The sequence below is a fragment of the Streptomyces sp. NPDC111507 genome, from assembly GCF_055638955.1.
Genome location: NZ_JBVKBU010000003.1, coordinates 70,870 through 87,890, shown reverse-complemented (window position 1 = coordinate 87,890; position 17,021 = coordinate 70,870). Strand labels below are relative to the sequence as shown.

Annotated in this window: 16 protein-coding genes; 9 read left to right on the top strand and 7 right to left on the bottom strand. The window is 69.6% G+C overall.

The window, feature by feature from the left end:
• Nucleotides 1–88 precede the first annotated feature (88 nt).
• The 9 genes from ACZ7M2_RS13155 to ACZ7M2_RS13115 all read left to right on the top strand — a co-directional run bounded on the left by ACZ7M2_RS13155 (nucleotide 89) and on the right by ACZ7M2_RS13115 (nucleotide 11,089).
• Nucleotides 89–985 (top strand): dihydrodipicolinate synthase family protein, encoded by an 897-nt coding sequence (locus ACZ7M2_RS13155; protein WP_471595304.1) that lies wholly within the window; start codon nucleotides 89–91, stop codon nucleotides 983–985.
• A 57-nt stretch (nucleotides 986–1,042) separates the two neighbouring features.
• On the top strand, nucleotides 1,043–2,044 hold the full coding sequence (locus ACZ7M2_RS13150) for a proline racemase family protein (protein ID WP_352047658.1): 1,002 nt from the start codon (nucleotides 1,043–1,045) through the stop codon (nucleotides 2,042–2,044).
• 52 nt (nucleotides 2,045–2,096) lie between these two features.
• A complete protein-coding gene (locus ACZ7M2_RS13145) occupies nucleotides 2,097–2,789 on the top strand; it encodes a GntR family transcriptional regulator (protein WP_471595303.1) in 693 nt (230 codons plus the stop codon).
• A gap of 63 nt (nucleotides 2,790–2,852) precedes the next feature.
• Nucleotides 2,853–3,851, top strand: coding sequence for a LacI family DNA-binding transcriptional regulator (locus ACZ7M2_RS13140; RefSeq protein WP_352047660.1), 999 nt, complete (start codon nucleotides 2,853–2,855; stop codon nucleotides 3,849–3,851).
• 158 nt (nucleotides 3,852–4,009) lie between these two features.
• Nucleotides 4,010–5,359 carry an extracellular solute-binding protein gene (locus ACZ7M2_RS13135; RefSeq protein WP_471595302.1) on the top strand — a complete coding sequence of 450 codons (1,350 nt, stop codon included), beginning with the start codon at nucleotides 4,010–4,012 and terminating at the stop codon, nucleotides 5,357–5,359.
• 8 nt (nucleotides 5,360–5,367) lie between these two features.
• Nucleotides 5,368–6,339 carry a carbohydrate ABC transporter permease gene (locus ACZ7M2_RS13130; protein ID WP_471595301.1) on the top strand — a complete coding sequence of 324 codons (972 nt, stop codon included), beginning with the start codon at nucleotides 5,368–5,370 and terminating at the stop codon, nucleotides 6,337–6,339.
• Nucleotides 6,336–7,217: a carbohydrate ABC transporter permease gene (locus tag ACZ7M2_RS13125; RefSeq protein ID WP_067361564.1), complete on the top strand. Its 882-nt coding sequence runs from the start codon at nucleotides 6,336–6,338 to the stop codon at nucleotides 7,215–7,217. Before ACZ7M2_RS13130 ends, ACZ7M2_RS13125 begins: the two co-directional genes overlap by 4 nt.
• A 30-nt stretch (nucleotides 7,218–7,247) precedes the next feature.
• On the top strand, nucleotides 7,248–8,840 hold the full coding sequence (locus ACZ7M2_RS13120) for a glycoside hydrolase family 13 protein (protein WP_471595300.1): 1,593 nt from the start codon (nucleotides 7,248–7,250) through the stop codon (nucleotides 8,838–8,840).
• 95 nt (nucleotides 8,841–8,935) lie between these two features.
• Entirely contained in the window at nucleotides 8,936–11,089 is a 2,154-nt protein-coding gene (locus ACZ7M2_RS13115; protein ID WP_471595299.1) for a discoidin domain-containing protein, read from the top strand.
• Here ACZ7M2_RS13115 and ACZ7M2_RS13110 read toward each other — a convergent pair.
• The 7 genes from ACZ7M2_RS13110 to ACZ7M2_RS13080 form a co-directional block, all read right to left on the bottom strand.
• Nucleotides 11,061–11,876, bottom strand: coding sequence for an ABC transporter ATP-binding protein (locus ACZ7M2_RS13110; protein WP_471595298.1), 816 nt, complete (start codon nucleotides 11,874–11,876; stop codon nucleotides 11,061–11,063). The two genes, ACZ7M2_RS13115 and ACZ7M2_RS13110, sit on opposite strands and share 29 nt — an antisense overlap.
• 20 nt (nucleotides 11,877–11,896) lie before the next feature.
• Complete coding sequence (locus ACZ7M2_RS13105) at nucleotides 11,897–12,661, bottom strand: ABC transporter permease (protein WP_471596001.1); 765 nt, start codon at nucleotides 12,659–12,661, stop codon at nucleotides 11,897–11,899.
• Nucleotides 12,662–12,672: 11 nt separating this feature from the next.
• Nucleotides 12,673–13,446 (bottom strand): ABC transporter permease, encoded by a 774-nt coding sequence (locus ACZ7M2_RS13100; RefSeq protein WP_471595297.1) that lies wholly within the window; start codon nucleotides 13,444–13,446, stop codon nucleotides 12,673–12,675.
• Nucleotides 13,443–14,414: an ABC transporter substrate-binding protein gene (locus ACZ7M2_RS13095; RefSeq protein WP_471595296.1), complete on the bottom strand. Its 972-nt coding sequence runs from the start codon at nucleotides 14,412–14,414 to the stop codon at nucleotides 13,443–13,445. The genes ACZ7M2_RS13100 and ACZ7M2_RS13095 overlap by 4 nt, the downstream gene beginning before the upstream one ends.
• A gap of 186 nt (nucleotides 14,415–14,600) precedes the next feature.
• On the bottom strand, nucleotides 14,601–15,536 hold the full coding sequence (locus ACZ7M2_RS13090; protein WP_471595295.1) for a PDR/VanB family oxidoreductase: 936 nt from the start codon (nucleotides 15,534–15,536) through the stop codon (nucleotides 14,601–14,603).
• Nucleotides 15,533–15,724: a hypothetical protein gene (locus ACZ7M2_RS13085; RefSeq protein ID WP_471595294.1), complete on the bottom strand. Its 192-nt coding sequence runs from the start codon at nucleotides 15,722–15,724 to the stop codon at nucleotides 15,533–15,535. The genes ACZ7M2_RS13090 and ACZ7M2_RS13085 overlap by 4 nt, the downstream gene beginning before the upstream one ends.
• Entirely contained in the window at nucleotides 15,721–16,785 is a 1,065-nt protein-coding gene (locus ACZ7M2_RS13080; RefSeq protein ID WP_471595293.1) for an aromatic ring-hydroxylating dioxygenase subunit alpha, read from the bottom strand. Before ACZ7M2_RS13080 ends, ACZ7M2_RS13085 begins: the two co-directional genes overlap by 4 nt.
• Nucleotides 16,786–17,021 lie beyond the last annotated feature (236 nt).

The window sequence follows — 17,021 nt, the reverse complement described above, 5'->3', positions numbered from 1 at the left end:
ACGGATTCCGCATCACGGATCCCGCACCACGGATCACACGCCACAGATCTCGCACCACAGATCTCACACCACGGAAAGGGAACCGCTCATGACCGCCATCGAGAACCGTCCCTGGCGCGGCGTCCTCGTAGCCACCGCGCTCCCGCTGAACGACGACCTCTCCGTCGACTACGACCGCTACGCGCAGCACTGCGCCTGGCTTGTCGAGAACGGCTGCGACGGGGTCGTACCGAACGGCTCGCTCGGCGAGTACCAGGTGCTCACGCCCGAGGAGCGCGCGAAGGTCGTCGAGACGGCGGTGTCGGCGATCGGCGGCTCCCGGGTGATGCCCGGCGTCGCCGCCTACGGCTCCGCCGAGGCCCGCCGCTGGGCCGAGCAGGCCCGCGACGCGGGCTGCCGGTCCGTGATGCTGCTGCCGCCGAACGCCTACCGCGCCGACGAGCGTTCCGTCCTCGCCCACTACGAGGCGGTCGCCGAGGCGGGCGTCCCGGTCGTCGCGTACAACAACCCCATCGACACCAAGGTCGACCTGGTGCCCGAGCTGCTCGCGAAGCTGCACGCGGAGGGGTACATCCACGGCGTCAAGGAGTTCTCCGGCGATGTCCGCCGCGCCTACCGGATCGCCGAACTCGCGCCCGAGCTGGACCTGTTGATCGGCGCCGACGACGTTCTGCTGGAGCTGGCCGTCGCGGGTGCCAAGGGCTGGGTGGCCGGCTACCCGAACGCGCTGCCCGCCGCGAGCGTCGAGCTGTACCACGCGGCCGTCGGGGGCGACCTCGACACGGCACGGCTGCTCTACCGCCGGCTGCACCCGCTGCTGCGCTGGGACTCCCAGGTCGAGTTCGTCCAGGCCATCAAGCTGTCCATGGACGTCGTGGGCCGGCACGGCGGGCGGGTGCGTCCACCGCGCGTCCCGCTGCTGCCCGAGCAGGAGGCCACGGTCCGCGCCGCCACCGAGAAGGCCCTCGCCGCCGGTCTCGCCTGAGCTCCGCTCCTTGACCGGGCCAAGTCCACCGCGAACAGCGGGAGTTACGGAGATCCCATGCGCAGCAAACTCGTCCTGCACGCCGTCGACTCGCACACCGAGGGCATGCCCACCCGGGTGATCACCGGCGGCATCGGGACCATCCCCGGCGCGACCATGAACGAGCGGCGGCTGTACTTCCGCGAGCACCGCGACGACATCAAGCAACTTCTGATGAACGAGCCGCGCGGCCACTCCGCGATGAGCGGTGCCATCCTCCAGCCGCCCACCCGCCCGGACTGCGACTACGGCGTCCTCTACATCGAGGTGTCGGGCTACCTCCCGATGTGCGGGCACGGCACCATCGGCGTGGCGACCGTCCTGGTGGAGACGGGCATGGTCGAGGTCGTCGAGCCGGTCACCACGATCCGGCTCGACACCCCGGCGGGCCTCGTCGTCGCCGAGGTCGAGGTCGAGGACGGCGCCGCCCGCGCGGTCACGCTCCAGAACGTGCCGTCCTTCTCGGCGGGCCTCGACCGCAAGGCCACCCTGCCCGACGGCCGGACGGTGACGTACGACCTCGCGTACGGCGGCAACTTCTACGCCATCCTGCCGCTGGAGCGGTTCGGCCTGCCCTTCGACCGGTCACGAAAGGAGGAGATCCTCGCCGCCGGACTGTCGCTGATGGCGGCCGTCAACGCCGAGGACGAGCCGGTCCACCCCGAGGACCCGTCCATCCGCGGCTGCCACCACGTCCACCTGTACGCGCCCGGCGCCACCGCCCGTCACTCGCGCCACGCCATGGCGATCCACCCCGGCTGGTTCGACCGCTCGCCCTGCGGTACGGGCACCAGCGCGCGCATGGCGCAACTGCACGCCCGCGGTGAACTCCCCCTGCACACGGAGTTCGTGAACGAGTCCTTCATCGGGACGCAGTTCACGGGACGACTGCTGGGCACGACCGAGGTCGCCGGAATCCCGGCGGTGCTGCCCAGCTTCACCGGCCGCGCCTGGATCACCGGCACCGCCCAGTACCTCCTGGACCCGACCGACCCCTTCCCGGCGGGTTTCGTGCTCTAGCGATACTGATGTCACGTGACATTGCACCATCCGCCGTACGAGGAGTCGACCCATGCCCGCCACGCGCAGCAGCGCACCCTCCGCCGCTCCCGCCGCCCTGCCCGTCCTCGGCGGCAAGAAGAGCAGCTACCGCGAGCGCGTCGCCGACGCCCTGCGGGCCGCGCTGATCGCGGGGGAACTGCGGGCGGGCGAGGTGTACTCCGCGCCGACGCTCGCCGCCCGCTTCGGCGTCTCGGCCACACCGGTGCGCGAGGCCATGCTCGACCTCGCCAAGGAGGGCCTCGTCGACACGGTGCCCAACAAGGGCTTCCGGGTCACCGCGGTCTCCGAGAAGCAACTCGACGAGTACACCCATATCCGCTCGCTGATCGAGATCCCCACCACCGTGCAGCTGGCCACCACCGCGGACGCGGTCTCCCTGGAGGCGCTGCGCCCGGCCGCCCGGGAGATCGTGACCGCGGCGGCGGCCGGTGACCTCATCGCCTACGTCGAGGCGGACATCCGCTTCCATCTCGGTCTGCTCGCCCTCGCGGGCAACGCCCACCTGGTCGAGGTCGTCGACGACCTCCGCAAGCGCTCGCGCCTGTACGGCCTCAACGCCCTGGTCGAGGCGGGCCGTCTCCAGGACTCCGCCGAGGAGCACCTCGAACTCCTCGACGCCCTCGTGGACCGCGACCCCGAGGCCGTACGGAGGGTCATGACCCGGCACCTGGGCCATGTCCGTGGCCTGTGGGCGGCCCATTAGGGCCCACCGGACCGTGTGACTGTTACGCAAGCGGCTTGCATTTCTTGCGCTATTCTTGCGCTCATGACGCGACGACTTGCTCAGGTGGCGAAAAAGGTCGGGGTCAGCGAGGCCACGGTCAGCCGGGTGCTCAACGGGAAGCCCGGCGTCTCCGACTCCACCCGGCAGGCGGTGCTCTCGGCGCTGGACGTGCTCGGCTACGAGCGGCCCACCCAGCTGCGCGGTGAACGCGCGCGGCTCGTGGGGCTCGTCCTGCCCGAGCTGCAGAACCCGATCTTCCCGGCGTTCGCCGAAGTGATCGGCGGGGCGCTCGCACAGCTCGGGCTGACGCCGGTGCTCTGCACCCAGACCAAGGGCGGTGTCTCCGAGGCGGACTATGTGGAGCTGCTGCTCCAACAGCAGGTCTCCGGCGTGGTGTTCGCGGGCGGACTGTACGCGCAGGCCGACGCCCCGCACGAGCACTACCGGCAGCTCGCGGACCGCAACATCCCGGTGGTGCTGGTCAACGCGGCCATCGAGCACCTCGGCTTCCCGGGCGTCTCCTGCGACGACGCCGTGGCGGTCGAGCAGGCCTGGCGCCACCTCGTCTCGCTCGGTCACGAGCGTATCGGTCTGGTGCTCGGGCCCGCCGACCACATGCCCTCGGCGCGGAAGCTGGCGGCGGCCCGCGCACTCGCCCCCGAGCTGCCCGACGCGCACATCGCGCGGGCCATGTTCTCGATCGAGGGCGGCCACGCGGCGGCCGCCCGGCTCATCGACCGCGGGGTCACCGGTTTCATCTGCGCCAGCGACCCGCTCGCCCTCGGTGTCGTACGCGCCGCCCGTCGCAAGGGACTCGGCGTGCCCGCACAGGTGTCCGTCGTCGGCTACGACGACTCCGCGCTGATGAACTGCACCGAGCCGCCCCTGACCACCGTCCGCCAGCCCATCGAGTCGATGGGCCGGGCGGCTGTTGAGCTGCTCAACGCCCAGATCGGCGGGAGCAGCGTCACCGCCGAAGAGCTCTTGTTCGAACCGGAGTTGGTGGTCCGGGGGTCCACCGCGCAAGCACCCCGCCCCTGAGATCCACTCCACTGTCAAATAATTCCAGATTCTGCGCGACATCTTGCGGACCCTTGTCGGCGGTGCTTGAGTGTGCGGCGCCAGCACACGGCGGTGCGCCAGCTCAAGGTGGTGCGCCCCCGTGGGCCTTCCTCGCTCCTGCCCAAAGGGGTCCACCGATGAGAAGCACCGGGTTCCGCCGTACCTTCGTCGTGCTCACGGCGTCCGCCCTCGCGCTCACCGCCACCGCCTGCGGTGGCAGCGACGACGGCTCCGCGGGTGGCAAGACCCGCATCACGGTCAACTGCATGCCTCCGAAGAGCGCCAAGGTCGACCGCTCGTTCTTCGAGGCCGACATCAAGGCGTTCGAGAAGCAGAACCCGGACATCGACGTCGTCGCGCACGACGCGTTCCCCTGCCAGGACCCCAAGACGTTCGACGCCAAGCTCGCCGGCGGCCAGATGGAGGACGTCTTCTACACGTACTTCACCGATTCCAGGCACGTCGTCGACGTCAACCAGGCCGCCGACATCACGTCGTACGTCAAGGACCTCAAGAGCTACGGCACCATCCAGCAGCAACTGCGCGACATCTACACCGTCGACGGCAAGATCTACGGAGTGCCGCGCACCGGCTACTCGATGGGGCTCATCTACAACCGCAAGCTCTTCCAGAAGGCCGGTCTCGACCCCGACAAGCCCCCGGCGACCTGGGAAGAAGTGCGCGCGGACGCCAAGAAGGTAGCCGCGCTCGGCGGCGGCACCGTCGGCTACGCCGACTACAGCGCCCAGAACCAGGGCGGCTGGCACTTCACCGCCGAGATGTACTCGCAGGGCGGCGACGTCGTCACGCCGGACGGTAAGAAGGCCAGCGTCGACACCCCGGAGGGCAAGGCCGTCCTGCAGAACCTGCACGACATGCGCTGGAGCGACAACTCCATGGGCAGCAAGCAGCTCCTCGTCATCAACGACGTCCAGCAGCTGATGGGCTCCGGCAAGCTCGGCATGTACCTCTCCGCGCCCGACAACATCCCGATCCTCGTCAAGGAGAAGGGCGGCAGCTACGACGACCTCGCCCTCGCGCCCATGCCCGGCGGCAAGGGCACGCTCATCGGCGGCGACGGCTACATGTTCAACAAGAAGGACAGCCCCGAGCAGATCAAGGCCGGCCTGAAGTGGCTCGACCACATGTTCCTCACCCCCGGAAAGGGCTTCCTCGGCGACTACGCCCGCGCCAAGCAGAACGACGCCCCCGTCGGCCTCCCCGAGCCCCGGCTCTTCACCGGCGCCGCCGACGCGAAGGACCAGCAGGTCAAGAAGGCCAACGCCAATGTGCCCGTGGAGAACTACCAGGCCTTCCTGGACGGCAACCAGAGCCTGCAGATGAAGATCGAGCCGCCGCAGGCCCAGCAGATCTACTCGGTTCTCGACGGAGCCGTCTCCGCGGTCCTCACCAAGAAGGACGCGAACATCGACCAGCTCCTGAAGGACGCCTCCGGGAAGATCGACTCCATCCTGGCCCGGGGCTGACCAGGCGTATGAAGACCGCATCGAAGCCCGTGGTGCCCCCTCCGGCCGCCGTCGGCGCGCCGGAGGTACCGCGGTCGGCCGGGCGCCGGGCGGGGGGCCCGTGGCGCCGGCGCCTGGCCGACCAGTCCCGCGCGTACGCCTTCCTCGTCGGCGGCCTGCTCTGCTTCGCGCTGTTCTCCTGGTACCCCGCGATCCGCGCGGTCGTGATCGCCTTCCAGAAGTACACGCCGGGCTCATCGCCCCAGTGGGTCGGCACCGCCAACTTCACCCGTGTCTTCCACGACCCGGAGTTCACCGCGGCCTGGCGCAACACGTTCACCTTCACGCTCCTCGCCCTGCTCATCGGCTTCGCCGTCCCGTTCGTGATGGCCCTGGTCCTCAACGAACTCCGGCACGCGAAGGCGTTCTTCAGGGTCGTGGTGTACCTGCCGGTGATGATCCCGCCGGTGGTCAGCGCCCTGCTGTGGAAGTGGTTCTACGATCCCGGAGCGGGCCTCGCCAACGAGGCGCTGCGCTTTCTGCACCTGCCCACCTCGAACTGGTCCAACGGCGCCGACACCGCGCTCGTCTCCCTGGTCATCGTGGCGACCTGGGCCAACATGGGCGGCACGGTCCTGATCTACCTGGCCGCGCTCCAGGGCATCCCGGGGGAGCTGTACGAGGCGGCGGAACTGGACGGCGCGAACATCCTCCAGCGCATCCGGCACGTGACGATCCCGCAGACCCGGTTCATCGTCCTCATGCTGATGCTGCTTCAGATCATCGCCACGATGCAGGTCTTCACCGAGCCCTTCGTCATCACCGGCGGCGGCCCCGAGAACGCCACGGTCACCGTCCTCTACCTCATCTACAAGTACGCGTTCCTCTACAACGACTTCGGCGGCGCGTGCGCGCTGAGCGTCATGCTCCTCGTGCTGCTCGGCCTGTTCTCCGCGGTCTATCTGCGGCTGACCCGCTCGTCGGGGGAGGAGTACTCATGAGCAGCGGCACCCGCACCCTGGTCTCCCCGCTCACCCTCGCCCGCCCCCGCGGCAAGGCCCTCTACTGGACCGTCTTCACGGCCGTCGTCCTGCTCTTCGCGCTCGCCTTCCTCTTCCCGGTCTACTGGATGGTGACCGGCGCGATGAAGTCCCCGGACGAAGTGACGCGGACCCCGCCGACCCTCGTGCCCAAGGCATGGCACCTCAGCGGCTACACCGACGCCTGGGACCTGATGGACCTGCCCACCCACCTGTGGAACACGGTGGTGCAGGCCGCCGGCGCCTGGCTGCTCCAGCTCGTCTTCTGCACGGCGGCCGCGTACGCCCTCTCCAAGCTGAAGCCGGCGTTCGGCAAGGTGATTCTCGGCGGCATCCTCGCCACCCTGATGGTCCCGGCGCAGGCGCTGGTCGTGCCGAAGTACCTGACCGTCGCCGACCTCCCGCTGATCCACACCAGCCTTCTCAACGACCCGCTCGGCATCTGGCTGCCCGCCGTGGCCAACGCCTTCAACCTCTATCTCCTCAAGCGCTTCTTCGACCAGATCCCGCGCGATGTCCTGGAGGCCGCCGAGATCGACGGTGCCGGACGGTTGCGCACCCTCTGGTCCATCGTGCTGCCCATGTCCCGCCCCGTCCTGGGCGTCGTGTCGATCTTCGCCCTGGTCGCCGTCTGGCAGGACTTCCTCTGGCCGCTGATGGTCTTCTCCGACACCGACAAGCAGCCGATCAGCGTGGCCCTCGTCCAGCTGTCGCAGAACATCCAGCTGACCGTGCTCATCGCCGCGATGGTGATCGCCAGTATCCCCATGGTCCTGATGTTCCTGGTGTTCCAGCGGCACATCATCGCCGGGATCAGCGCGGGCAGCACGAAGGGCTGACACCGCCCCCGCAACAGAAAGGCAGGCACCGTGGGACAGCCCACCCATGCCCAGAACTGGTGGCGCTCCGCCGTCATCTACCAGGTGTACGTCCGCAGCTTCGCGGACGGCGACGGCGACGGCACCGGCGACCTCGCGGGCGTCCGCGCCAAACTCCCGTATCTCGCCGAACTCGGCGTGGACGCCCTGTGGGTCAACCCCTGGTACCTGTCCCCGATGAAGGACGGCGGCTACGACGTCGCCGACTACCGGGTCATCGACCCGGCCTTCGGGACGCTCGCCGAGGCGGAGAAACTCATCGCCGAGGCGAAGGAACTGGGCATCCGCACCCTCGTCGACATCGTGCCCAACCACGTCTCCGACCAACACCCCTGGTTCCGGGCCGCCTTGGCCGGAGGGCCCGAACGCGAGCTCTTCCACTTCCGTCCCGGACGCGGCGAACACGGTGAACTCCCGCCCAACGACTGGCCGTCCCAGTTCGCAGGCTCCGCCGAGCCCGTCTGGACCCGGCTGCCCGACGGCACCTGGTATCTCCACCTGTTCACCCCCGAGCAGCCCGACCTCAACTGGGCGCACCCCGCCGTCCGCCAGGAACACGAGGAGATCCTGCGGTTCTGGTTCGAGCGCGGCGTGGCGGGCGTCCGCATCGACTCGGCCGCCCTGCTCGCCAAGGACCCGGACCTCCCCGACTTCGTCGAGGGCCGCGACCCGCATCCGTACGTCGACCGCGACGAGCTCCACGACATCTACCGCTCCTGGCGCTCCGTCGCCGACGCCCACGACGGCATCTTCGTCGGCGAGGTCTGGCTCCCCGACACCGAGCGCTTCGCCCGCTATCTGCGCCCCGACGAGCTGCACACCGCCTTCAACTTCTCCTTCCTGACCTGCCCCTGGGACGCAGGACGCCTGCGGACGTCCATCGACGAGACCCTCGCCGAACACGCCCCGGTCGGCGCGCCCGCCACCTGGGTACTGTGCAACCACGACGTGACCCGCACGGTCACCCGCTACGGCCGCGCCGACACCGGCTTCGACTTCGCCACGAAGGCCTTCGGCACCCCGACCGACCTCGCTCTCGGCACCCGCCGGGCCCGCGCCGGGGCCCTGCTCTCCCTCGCCCTGCCCGGCGCCGTCTACCTCTACCAGGGCGAGGAGCTGGGCCTGCCCGAGGCCGACATACCCGGCGACCGCGTCCAGGACCCGATGCACTTCCGCTCCGGCGGCACCGACCCGGGCCGGGACGGCTGCCGGGTCCCGCTCCCGTGGACGGCCGACGCGCCGCACGCGGGCTTCGGCGGCGAGCCCTGGCTGCCCCAGCCGAGCGGCTGGTCCGCGTACGCCGCCGACCTCCAGGCCGCCGATCCCGGCTCGATGCTCTCCCTCTACCGCGCGGCCCTGACGATCAGGCCGGAGTTCGGCGACGGCCCGCTCACCTGGCTGCCCACGCCCGAAGGCGTACTCGCCTTCGCCCGGACCGGGCAGGAGGGGCGGCTGCTGTGCGTCGTGAACCTCGCCGACGCCCCCGCCGGCCTCCCCGCCCACTCCCGACTCCTGCTCGGCAGCGGTCCCCTGGACCCACAGGGGCGACTGCCGAAGGACACGGCGGTCTGGCTGCGCGGCTGAGACCGCGTCGACAGCGCCGACCGCATACCGCTATCCCCGCACCCCCACCACGAAGGGATCAGCACATGCACAACAGCTTCAGATCTGTCAGGCACATGCCAATGCTCGCCACCGTCACCGCCACCACCGTCGCCCTGGCGGCCGGCATGCTGGTGATGACCGCACCCGCCGCACACGCGGCCGTCGGTGCCGACCTGCCCTTCACCTCGGTCGAGGCGGAGTCCGCCACGAGCACCGGCGCGAAGATCGGGCCCGACTACACCCAGGGCACCCTCGCCTCGGAGGCGTCCGGACGGCAGGCGGTACGGCTCACCGCGGGCCAGCGTGTCGAGTTCACCGTGCCGCGCGCGGCCAACGCGGTGAACGTGTCCTACAACGTTCCCGACGGACAGTCCGGCACCCTCGACGTCTACGTCAACGGCCAGAAGCTCGCCAGGACACTCGCCGTCACCTCCAAGTACTCCTACGTCGACACGAGTTGGATCGCGGGCGCGAAGACCCACCACTTCTTCGACAACGCCCGCCTGCTGCTCGGGCAGAACGTGCAGCCGGGCGACAAGGTGGCCTTCCAGGCGACGTCCACCCAGGTCACCGTGGACGTGGCCGACTTCGAACAGGTGGCCGCCGCCGCGACGCGCCCCGCCGGATCGGTGTCCGTCACCGACAAGGGCGCGGACCCCAGCGGCCAGGGCGACTCGACCCAGGCGTTCCGGGACGCGATCTCGGCCGCGCAAGGGGGAGTGGTGTGGATCCCGCCGGGCGACTACCGCGTCACCTCCTCGCTGAACGGCATCCAGAACGTCACCCTCCAGGGCGCCGGCAGCTGGTACTCCGTCGTCCACACCTCGCGCTTCATCGACCAGACCGGCTCGTCCGGAGGCGTCCACCTCAAGGACTTCGCCGTCATCGGTGAGGTCACCGAGCGAGTCGATTCCAACCCGGACAACTTCGTCAACGGCTCACTGGGCCCGAACTCCAGCGTCTCCGGAATGTGGCTCCAGCACCTCAAGGTCGGCCTCTGGCTGACCGGCAACAACGACAACCTCGTCGTCGAGAACAACCGCATCCTCGACACCACCGCCGACGGCCTCAACCTGAACGGCAACGCGCGCGGGGTCCGGGTGCGGGGCAACTTCCTGCGCAACAACGGTGACGACGCCCTCGCGATGTGGTCGCTGTACTCGCCCGACACCAACAGCAGCTTCGAGAACAACACCATCTCACAGCCGAACCTCGCCAACGGCATCGCGATCTACGGCGGCACCGACCTCGCGGTGACGAACAACCTGGTCGCCGACACCAACGCCCTCGGCAGCGGCATCGCGATCTCCAACCAGAAGTTCCTCGACCCCTTCTCCCCGCTCGCGGGCACGATCACGGTCTCCGGAAACACCCTCGTGCGCGCGGGCGCGATGAACCCCAACTGGAACCACCCGATGGGCGCGCTGCGCGTCGACTCCTACGACAGCGCCATCGAGGCGACCGTCAACATCACCGGTACGACGATCACCGACAGTCCCTACAGCGCCTTCGAGTTCGTGTCGGGCGGCGGCCACGGCTACGCGACCAAGAACATCACGGTGGACGGTGCGACGGTCAGGAACACCGGCACGGTCGTCGTCCAGGCCGAGTCGCAGGGCGCGGCCAGGTTCAGCAATGTGCAGGCCACGGGGGTCGGCGCGGCGGGCATCTACAACTGCCCCTACCCGAACGGTTCCGGCGCCTTCACGCTCACCAACGGCGCCGGCAACTCCGGCTGGGACACCACCTGGGCGGACTGCTCCACCTGGCCCCAGCCCGGCGCCGGGAACCCGGACCCCGACCCGGCCCGCAACCTCGCCAAGGGCCGCCCGGCCACCGCCACCGGGTCGCAGGACGTCTACACCCCCGGCAAGGCGGTCGACGGCGACGCGAACAGCTACTGGGAGTCCACCAACAACGCCTTCCCGCAGGCCTGGACGGTGGACCTCGGCTCGAATCAGCCCGCCCGCCGCCTCGTGCTGAAGCTGCCGCCCGCCGCGGTCTGGCAGGCGCGCACGCAGACCCTGTCGGTTCTGGGCAGCACGGATGGCTCGGCGTACTCGACGGTCGTCGCCTCCAAGGACTACCGCTTCGACCCGGCCACCGGGAACACGGTGACGGTCACCCTGCCCAGCGGCACGAACCTGCGCTATCTCCGGCTCGATGTCACCGCCAACACCGGCTGGCCCGCGGCCCAGTTCAGCGAGGTGGAGGCGTATCTGTCGTGAGACCGAAGGCCGCCCCGCGCTTCGCCGCCTGGATCTGCTCGTACACATGGGTCCGCAGTTCGGCGAAGCGCGGGGCGACCCGGGTGTGCAACTGGTCCCGCTCGTCGGGGAGATCGACCTTCAGTTGCTCCTGTACGACGGTGGGTGAGGCGGAGAGGATCAGAACCCGCTCGCCGAGGTAGACGGCCTCGTCGATGTCGTGCGTGACGAAGAGGATCGTGATGCCGCGTTCCCGCCACAGACCCCGCACCAGGTCCTCCAGATCGGCCCGGGTCTGCGCGTCGACCGCCGCGAACGGCTCGTCCATCAGCAGGACGTCGGGCTCGTAGGCGAGCGCGCGGGCGATCGCGACGCGCTGCTGCATCCCGCCGGACAGCTGCCACGGGTAGGCCCCGGCGGCATCCGTGAGCCCGACCGACTCCAACGCGTCCGTGACCAGCTCCCGGCGCCGCGCCTTGCTCAACGGCTTCTGTTTCAGGGGCAGTTCGACGTTCTCCCGGACCCGCATCCAGGGGAACAGGCTGCGTCCGTACTCCTGGAACACGAACGCCATCCCCGGCGGCGGACCGCTCACCGGGCGGTCGTTCAGCCGTACCTCGCCCGCCGTCGGCGTCAGCAGCCCGCCCACGCACTTCAGGAGCGTGGTCTTGCCGCATCCCGACGGGCCGACCAGACAGACGAGTTCGCCCGCCTCGACGGTGAAGGTGAGGTCCCGTACCGCCTCCACCCGGCGGCCGGAACCCTCGTAGACCTTGTTCAGGCCGGATACGACAAGAGACGCGTGCATGGACCGCCCTTTCGCGAGCTTCACGGAGACCGCCGGGACACCGCGCGCAGACCGTGGTACCAGCCGAGCACCCGGCGCTCGACCAGGTGGAAGACGACCGAGAGAAGGAAACCGAGCAGGCCCAGAACGAGGATTCCGGTCCACATGTCGGGGATCGCGAAGCTCCGCTGGAACTGGACGATGGTGAAGCCGAGGCCGTTGCTGGCCGCGAACATCTCGCTGATGACCATCAGGATGATCCCGATGGACAGGGCCTGGCGCAGGCCCGCGAAGATCTGCGGGCTCGCCGCGCGCAGGACCACGCCGCGCAGCCGGGCCACGCCCGTGATGCCGTACGAACGCGCCGTCTCCGCCATCACCGAGTCGATCGCCCGCACGCCCTCGACCGTGTTGAGCAAGATCGGCCAGACACAGCCGCTCGCGATCACGGCGATCTTCATCGTGTCGCCGATGCCGGCGAACAGCATGATGACGGGGACCAGGACGGGAGGCGGAACCGCGCGCAGGAATTCGAGGACCGGCTCGCACACGGCCCGCACCCGCCGGTACGAGCCGATGACCGTGCCCAGCGCCACGCCCACGACGGCCGCCGCCGCGTAACCGGCGAGCAGACGCAGCACGCTGGGCACGAGGTCGGAGCGCAGCCGCTCGCTCGTCCAGACGTCCGGGAAGGTCTTGAGGATCGTGCGCAGCGGTGGCCAGTAGACGTTCGTACTGCCGTCGGACGCCAGCCACCAGACCGTGACGAGCAGCGCGGGCAGCGCGACGACGAAGAGCAGCCGCATCAGGAAGTCCCTCACACCGCCACCTCCCCGCGCACCGACTGGTGCCAGGCCAGCGCCCGGCGCTCCACCGTACGGGCGCCCACGTTGATGAGCAGCCCGAGCAGACCGGTGACCACCACCAGCGCGTACATGTCGGGGACCGCCTGCGAGGACTCGGCGACCGCGATGCGCGCGCCCAGCCCCGGTGCTCCGATGACGAGTTCGGCGGTCACGGCGAGGATGAGGGCCACCGCGGCGGCGAGCCGGACGCCCGTCATGACGTAGGGGAGGGCCGTGGGCCACAGGACGTGCCGGACGCGTGCCCACGGGCCGAGGCCGTACGAGCGGGCCGTCTCCTCGGCTACCGGGTCGACGTCCTGGACGCCGTACAGGACCTGGACGAGGACCTGCCAGAACGAGGCGTACACGACGAGGAGGAGGACGGAGCGCAGCTCGGTGCCGTAGAGCAGGACAGCGAGGGGGATCAGGGCGACGGAGGGGATCGGGCGCAGGAACTCGATCGTCGAGGCGGTGGCCTCGCGCAGATACGGCACGACCGAGACGAGCAGCCCCACGACGACACCCGCGCCGATCGCGATCGCCAGGCCCAGCGCCCAGCCGGTCAGGGTGTCGCCGAGCGCCGTCCAGAAGGCGTGGTCGGTGACCTCCTGGCCGAGCGCGTCGGCGATGCGGCTGGTCGGCGGGAAGTACGCCTCCTTGACGAGACCGAGCCGCGGCACCGCCTCGCCCAGCGCGAGGAAGGCCGCGAGTCCGGCGGCGCCCAGCGCGGCGTTCGCACCCCTCACGGCAGCAGCTTGTCGAGGTCGGGCGCGGACTTGAAGAGCCCGTCCTGCTCGCCCAGTTTCTCCAGCGCCTCGATCGACGCGCGGTTCGGCTCGGCGGGCCACTTCGGAAGGGTGACCTGGGCCAGCGTCGCCGCCGGGATCTTCGTGTACGTGGTGACGGCCTGGCGGACCTCGTCCGGGTGGGCGTCGGCGTAGGCGAGGGACTCCGCGGTCGCCTCCTGGAACTTCTTCACCACGTCGGGGTTCTTCTGCTCGTACTGCGTCGAGGTGAAGTACATCGCCACGGTGAGGTTCTTGGCGACGTCGACGAGGGACGAGGCGATCTCCGTGGCGCCCTGGCTCTTGACGGTGGCGAGCGCGGGCTCGACCACCATCGCGGCATCGATCCGACCGCTGTCGAGGGCGGCGGGCATCTGGTCGAAGGCCAGCTCGACGAACTTCACCTTGGACGGGTCTCCGCCCGCCTTGCGCACCGACTCGCGCACCGCCGTCTCGTTGATGTTCTTCAGCGTGTTGACCGCGACCTTCTTCCCCTCCAGTTCCTTGGGGGACTTGATCGGGCTGCCCTTCTTCACGGTGATGGCGCCGAAGTCCTTGCCCGCCAGGCCCGTCGAGGCGACCCCGTTGACGACGGCCTTCACGGGCACGTTCTGGCTCTGGGCGATCATCAGCGAGGTCATGTTGCTGAACCCGAACTGGAACTGGCCGCTGACCACTCCCGGCACGATCGCCGCGCCGCCCTGCGCGGTCGTCATGGACAGTTTCAGACCGCGTTTGCTGTAGAAGCCCTTCTGCTGGCCCAGGTAGAGCGGCGCGACATCGACGATGGGGATGACCCCGACCTTGACCGTGGTGGTACCGCCGGACGACGCGTTCTTGTCCGAGGCGCCACCGCCGCCGGACGAACCGCAGGCCGACGCGGCGACCAGAAAGGATCCGACCGCGAGACCGGCGAGCAGACGACGCATGGCTCCTCCTGTGCAGACGACATTGTTCCGACAGGCTGTGCGCGCACCGCAATGGGTACTCAGCGGGAAGGTAGAGCCCTCGTACGGCGGGGTCAATGGTTTTGGCCAACAATATTGTTGACAGTTGGTGGGCCGGGCCCGACCGAGACGGGTCTGCGCCGAGGCGGGCCTCCAGGGCCCCGCGGCTCACAGGTCCAGCACGAGCCGCTTCCCGAGGCACCGGGAGACGCAGATCAGCATGGTCTCGCCCGCCTCCCGCTCGTCGTTCGTGAGCACCGAGTCCCGGTGGTCCGGGGTCCCTTCGAGGACATCCGTCTCGCAGGTCCCGCAGGTGCCCTCCGTGCAGGAGAAGAGCACCTCGACGCCCGCGCCGCGCACGGTGTCGAGCACGGAGACATGCGCGGGGACGGTCAGCGTACGACCGCTGCGCGCGAGCTCCACCTCGAACTCGCCGTCCCCGCCCGTCTCCTGAACCTTCGGCCGGAAACGCTCGACGCGCAGCAGCCCGGCGGGACAGCGCGCCTCCACCGCGTCCAGCAGCGGGCCGGGACCGCAGCAGTAGACGAGCGTGCCCTCGGGGACCCCGGTCAGGACGGAGTCGAGGTCCAGCAGTCCGCACTCGTCCTGCGGAGCGACGGTCACCCGGTCCCCGTACCGTTCCAACTCCCCGGTGAACGCCATGGAGTCGCGTGTCCGCCCGCCGTACAGCAGCGTCCACTCGGCGCCCGCCGCCTGCGCCGCGGCGAGCATCGGCAGGATCGGGGTGATGCCGATGCCGCCCGCGACGAAGCGGTAGCGCGCGGCGGGCGCGAGCGCGAAGTGGTTGCGCGGGCCGCGGACCCGGACCTTGTCGCCCGGGCCCAACTGCTCGTGCACATACGAGGATCCGCCGCGTCCGTCCGGTTCCCGCAGCACCGCGATCCGCCACGCCCGACGGTCCGCGGGATCCCCGCACAGCGAGTACTGCCGCTCGAGGCCGGCCCCGAGCACCACGTCGACGTGGGCGCCGGGGTCCCAGGCGGGGAGTTCCTCGCCGAGCGGGTGGCGCAGAGTGAGGGAGAGCACACCATCGGCGGCGAACTCCCTCTCCTGCACGACGAGTTCGACTTCGTAGGAGCTCATGATCCAAGCCCCCGTGACTCCTGTGGCCGATGTCCTTCGGGGTGGCCGAGCATCCACTCCCACATCTCGATCGGGTCCTGGGCGCTGTGCTCGGCACCGCAGTGACAGGTCCCGTGCAGCACATCGGTGCCCGGGACCCAGTCGATGCGGTAGATCTCGCGGGTCGCGAAGCGGGGAGGCGTGGTCACAGCACCTTCTCCATCGGCTTGTCGCCCTCCTCGACCAGGCGGGCGAGGATGCGGCGGGCCGCGAGACCGCCGGTGTCGATGTTGATGCTCAGCTCCTGGTAGCCCGTCCGCTCGGTGCCGAGGGTCTTCTGCAGCAGGTTGAGCGCGTCGACGTCCTGCATCACCACGGTGTGGTTGAAGTCCCGCAGGAACGTGGTGACTTCCTCGTCGTCCCCGGCGAAGTCCCGGGAGACCGCCCAGAAGTCGTAGACATGGCCGTCGCTCGACGGAGTGATCGCGTAGGTGATCTCGGTGTGGAAGCCGTTCGGGTCGCCGCCGTCCGCCTCGGGCAGCACCCCGACCGGGGCGATCCGGCTGTGCAGCAGATACAGGCACGGCGCGTGGTACTCGATGTCCTGCCAGCGGGTGATCCGGCCCTCGATTCCGGTCGAGCGGGCGTAGAACGGGGGACACTCGGCGTCGTCCATGTGCCGGCTGACCCGCACGATGCCCGCGCCCTCGTCGACCTCCGTGGTGATCGGCGTCTCGGCGACCTCGGGGGTGCCGATGTAACCGCCGTGCAGATACGTCTCGTGCGAGAGGTCGAGCAGATTGTCGACCAGCAGCCCGTAGTCGGCGTCGATGGGCTCCATGCCGCAGACGGTGGTCCAGTCCGGCGAGTCCATGTGCCGGGCGCGGGGGATGCCGTCCGGGTCGGCGAGCGCCGGGTCGCCGATCCAGACCCAGACGAACGAGTCCTGCTCGACGACGGGGTACGAGGCGACCCGGGCCGTGCGCGGTATGCGTTTCTGCCCCGGCACGTACACACAGCTGCCGGTCGTGTCGTACGTGAAGCCGTGGTAGCCGCACACGATCCTGTCGCCGTCGAGCCGGCTCTCCGAGAGCGGGAAGCGGCGGTGCACACACCGGTCCGCCAGCGCGACGGCCGTCCCGTCGTCCTGCGTCCGGTAGAAGACGAGCGGTTCACCGAGGATCGTCCGACCGAGCAACTCCCGCCCGACCTCGTGCGAGTAGGCGGCGACGTACCACTGGTTTCTGGCGAACGCGGTGATGTGCGGCATGCGCGGGGTCCCGTCATCCTCGACGTCGTGTCGGAAACACCATGACGATGTCGCCCACACCCCGGCAATAGGACTTCCGTCGGACGGAAACTTCCTGGTCAGCCGTCTACTGCCTGCAACGTGGTAGTCAGTTCACCTCACCACTCCGGTCGAGGGCAGGGGTGGGTGCCAATCCTGTCCAACACTCGCGGGGTCGAATCGTTGTCGAATCGAGCAGGTTGACCGTTCCACGGGTC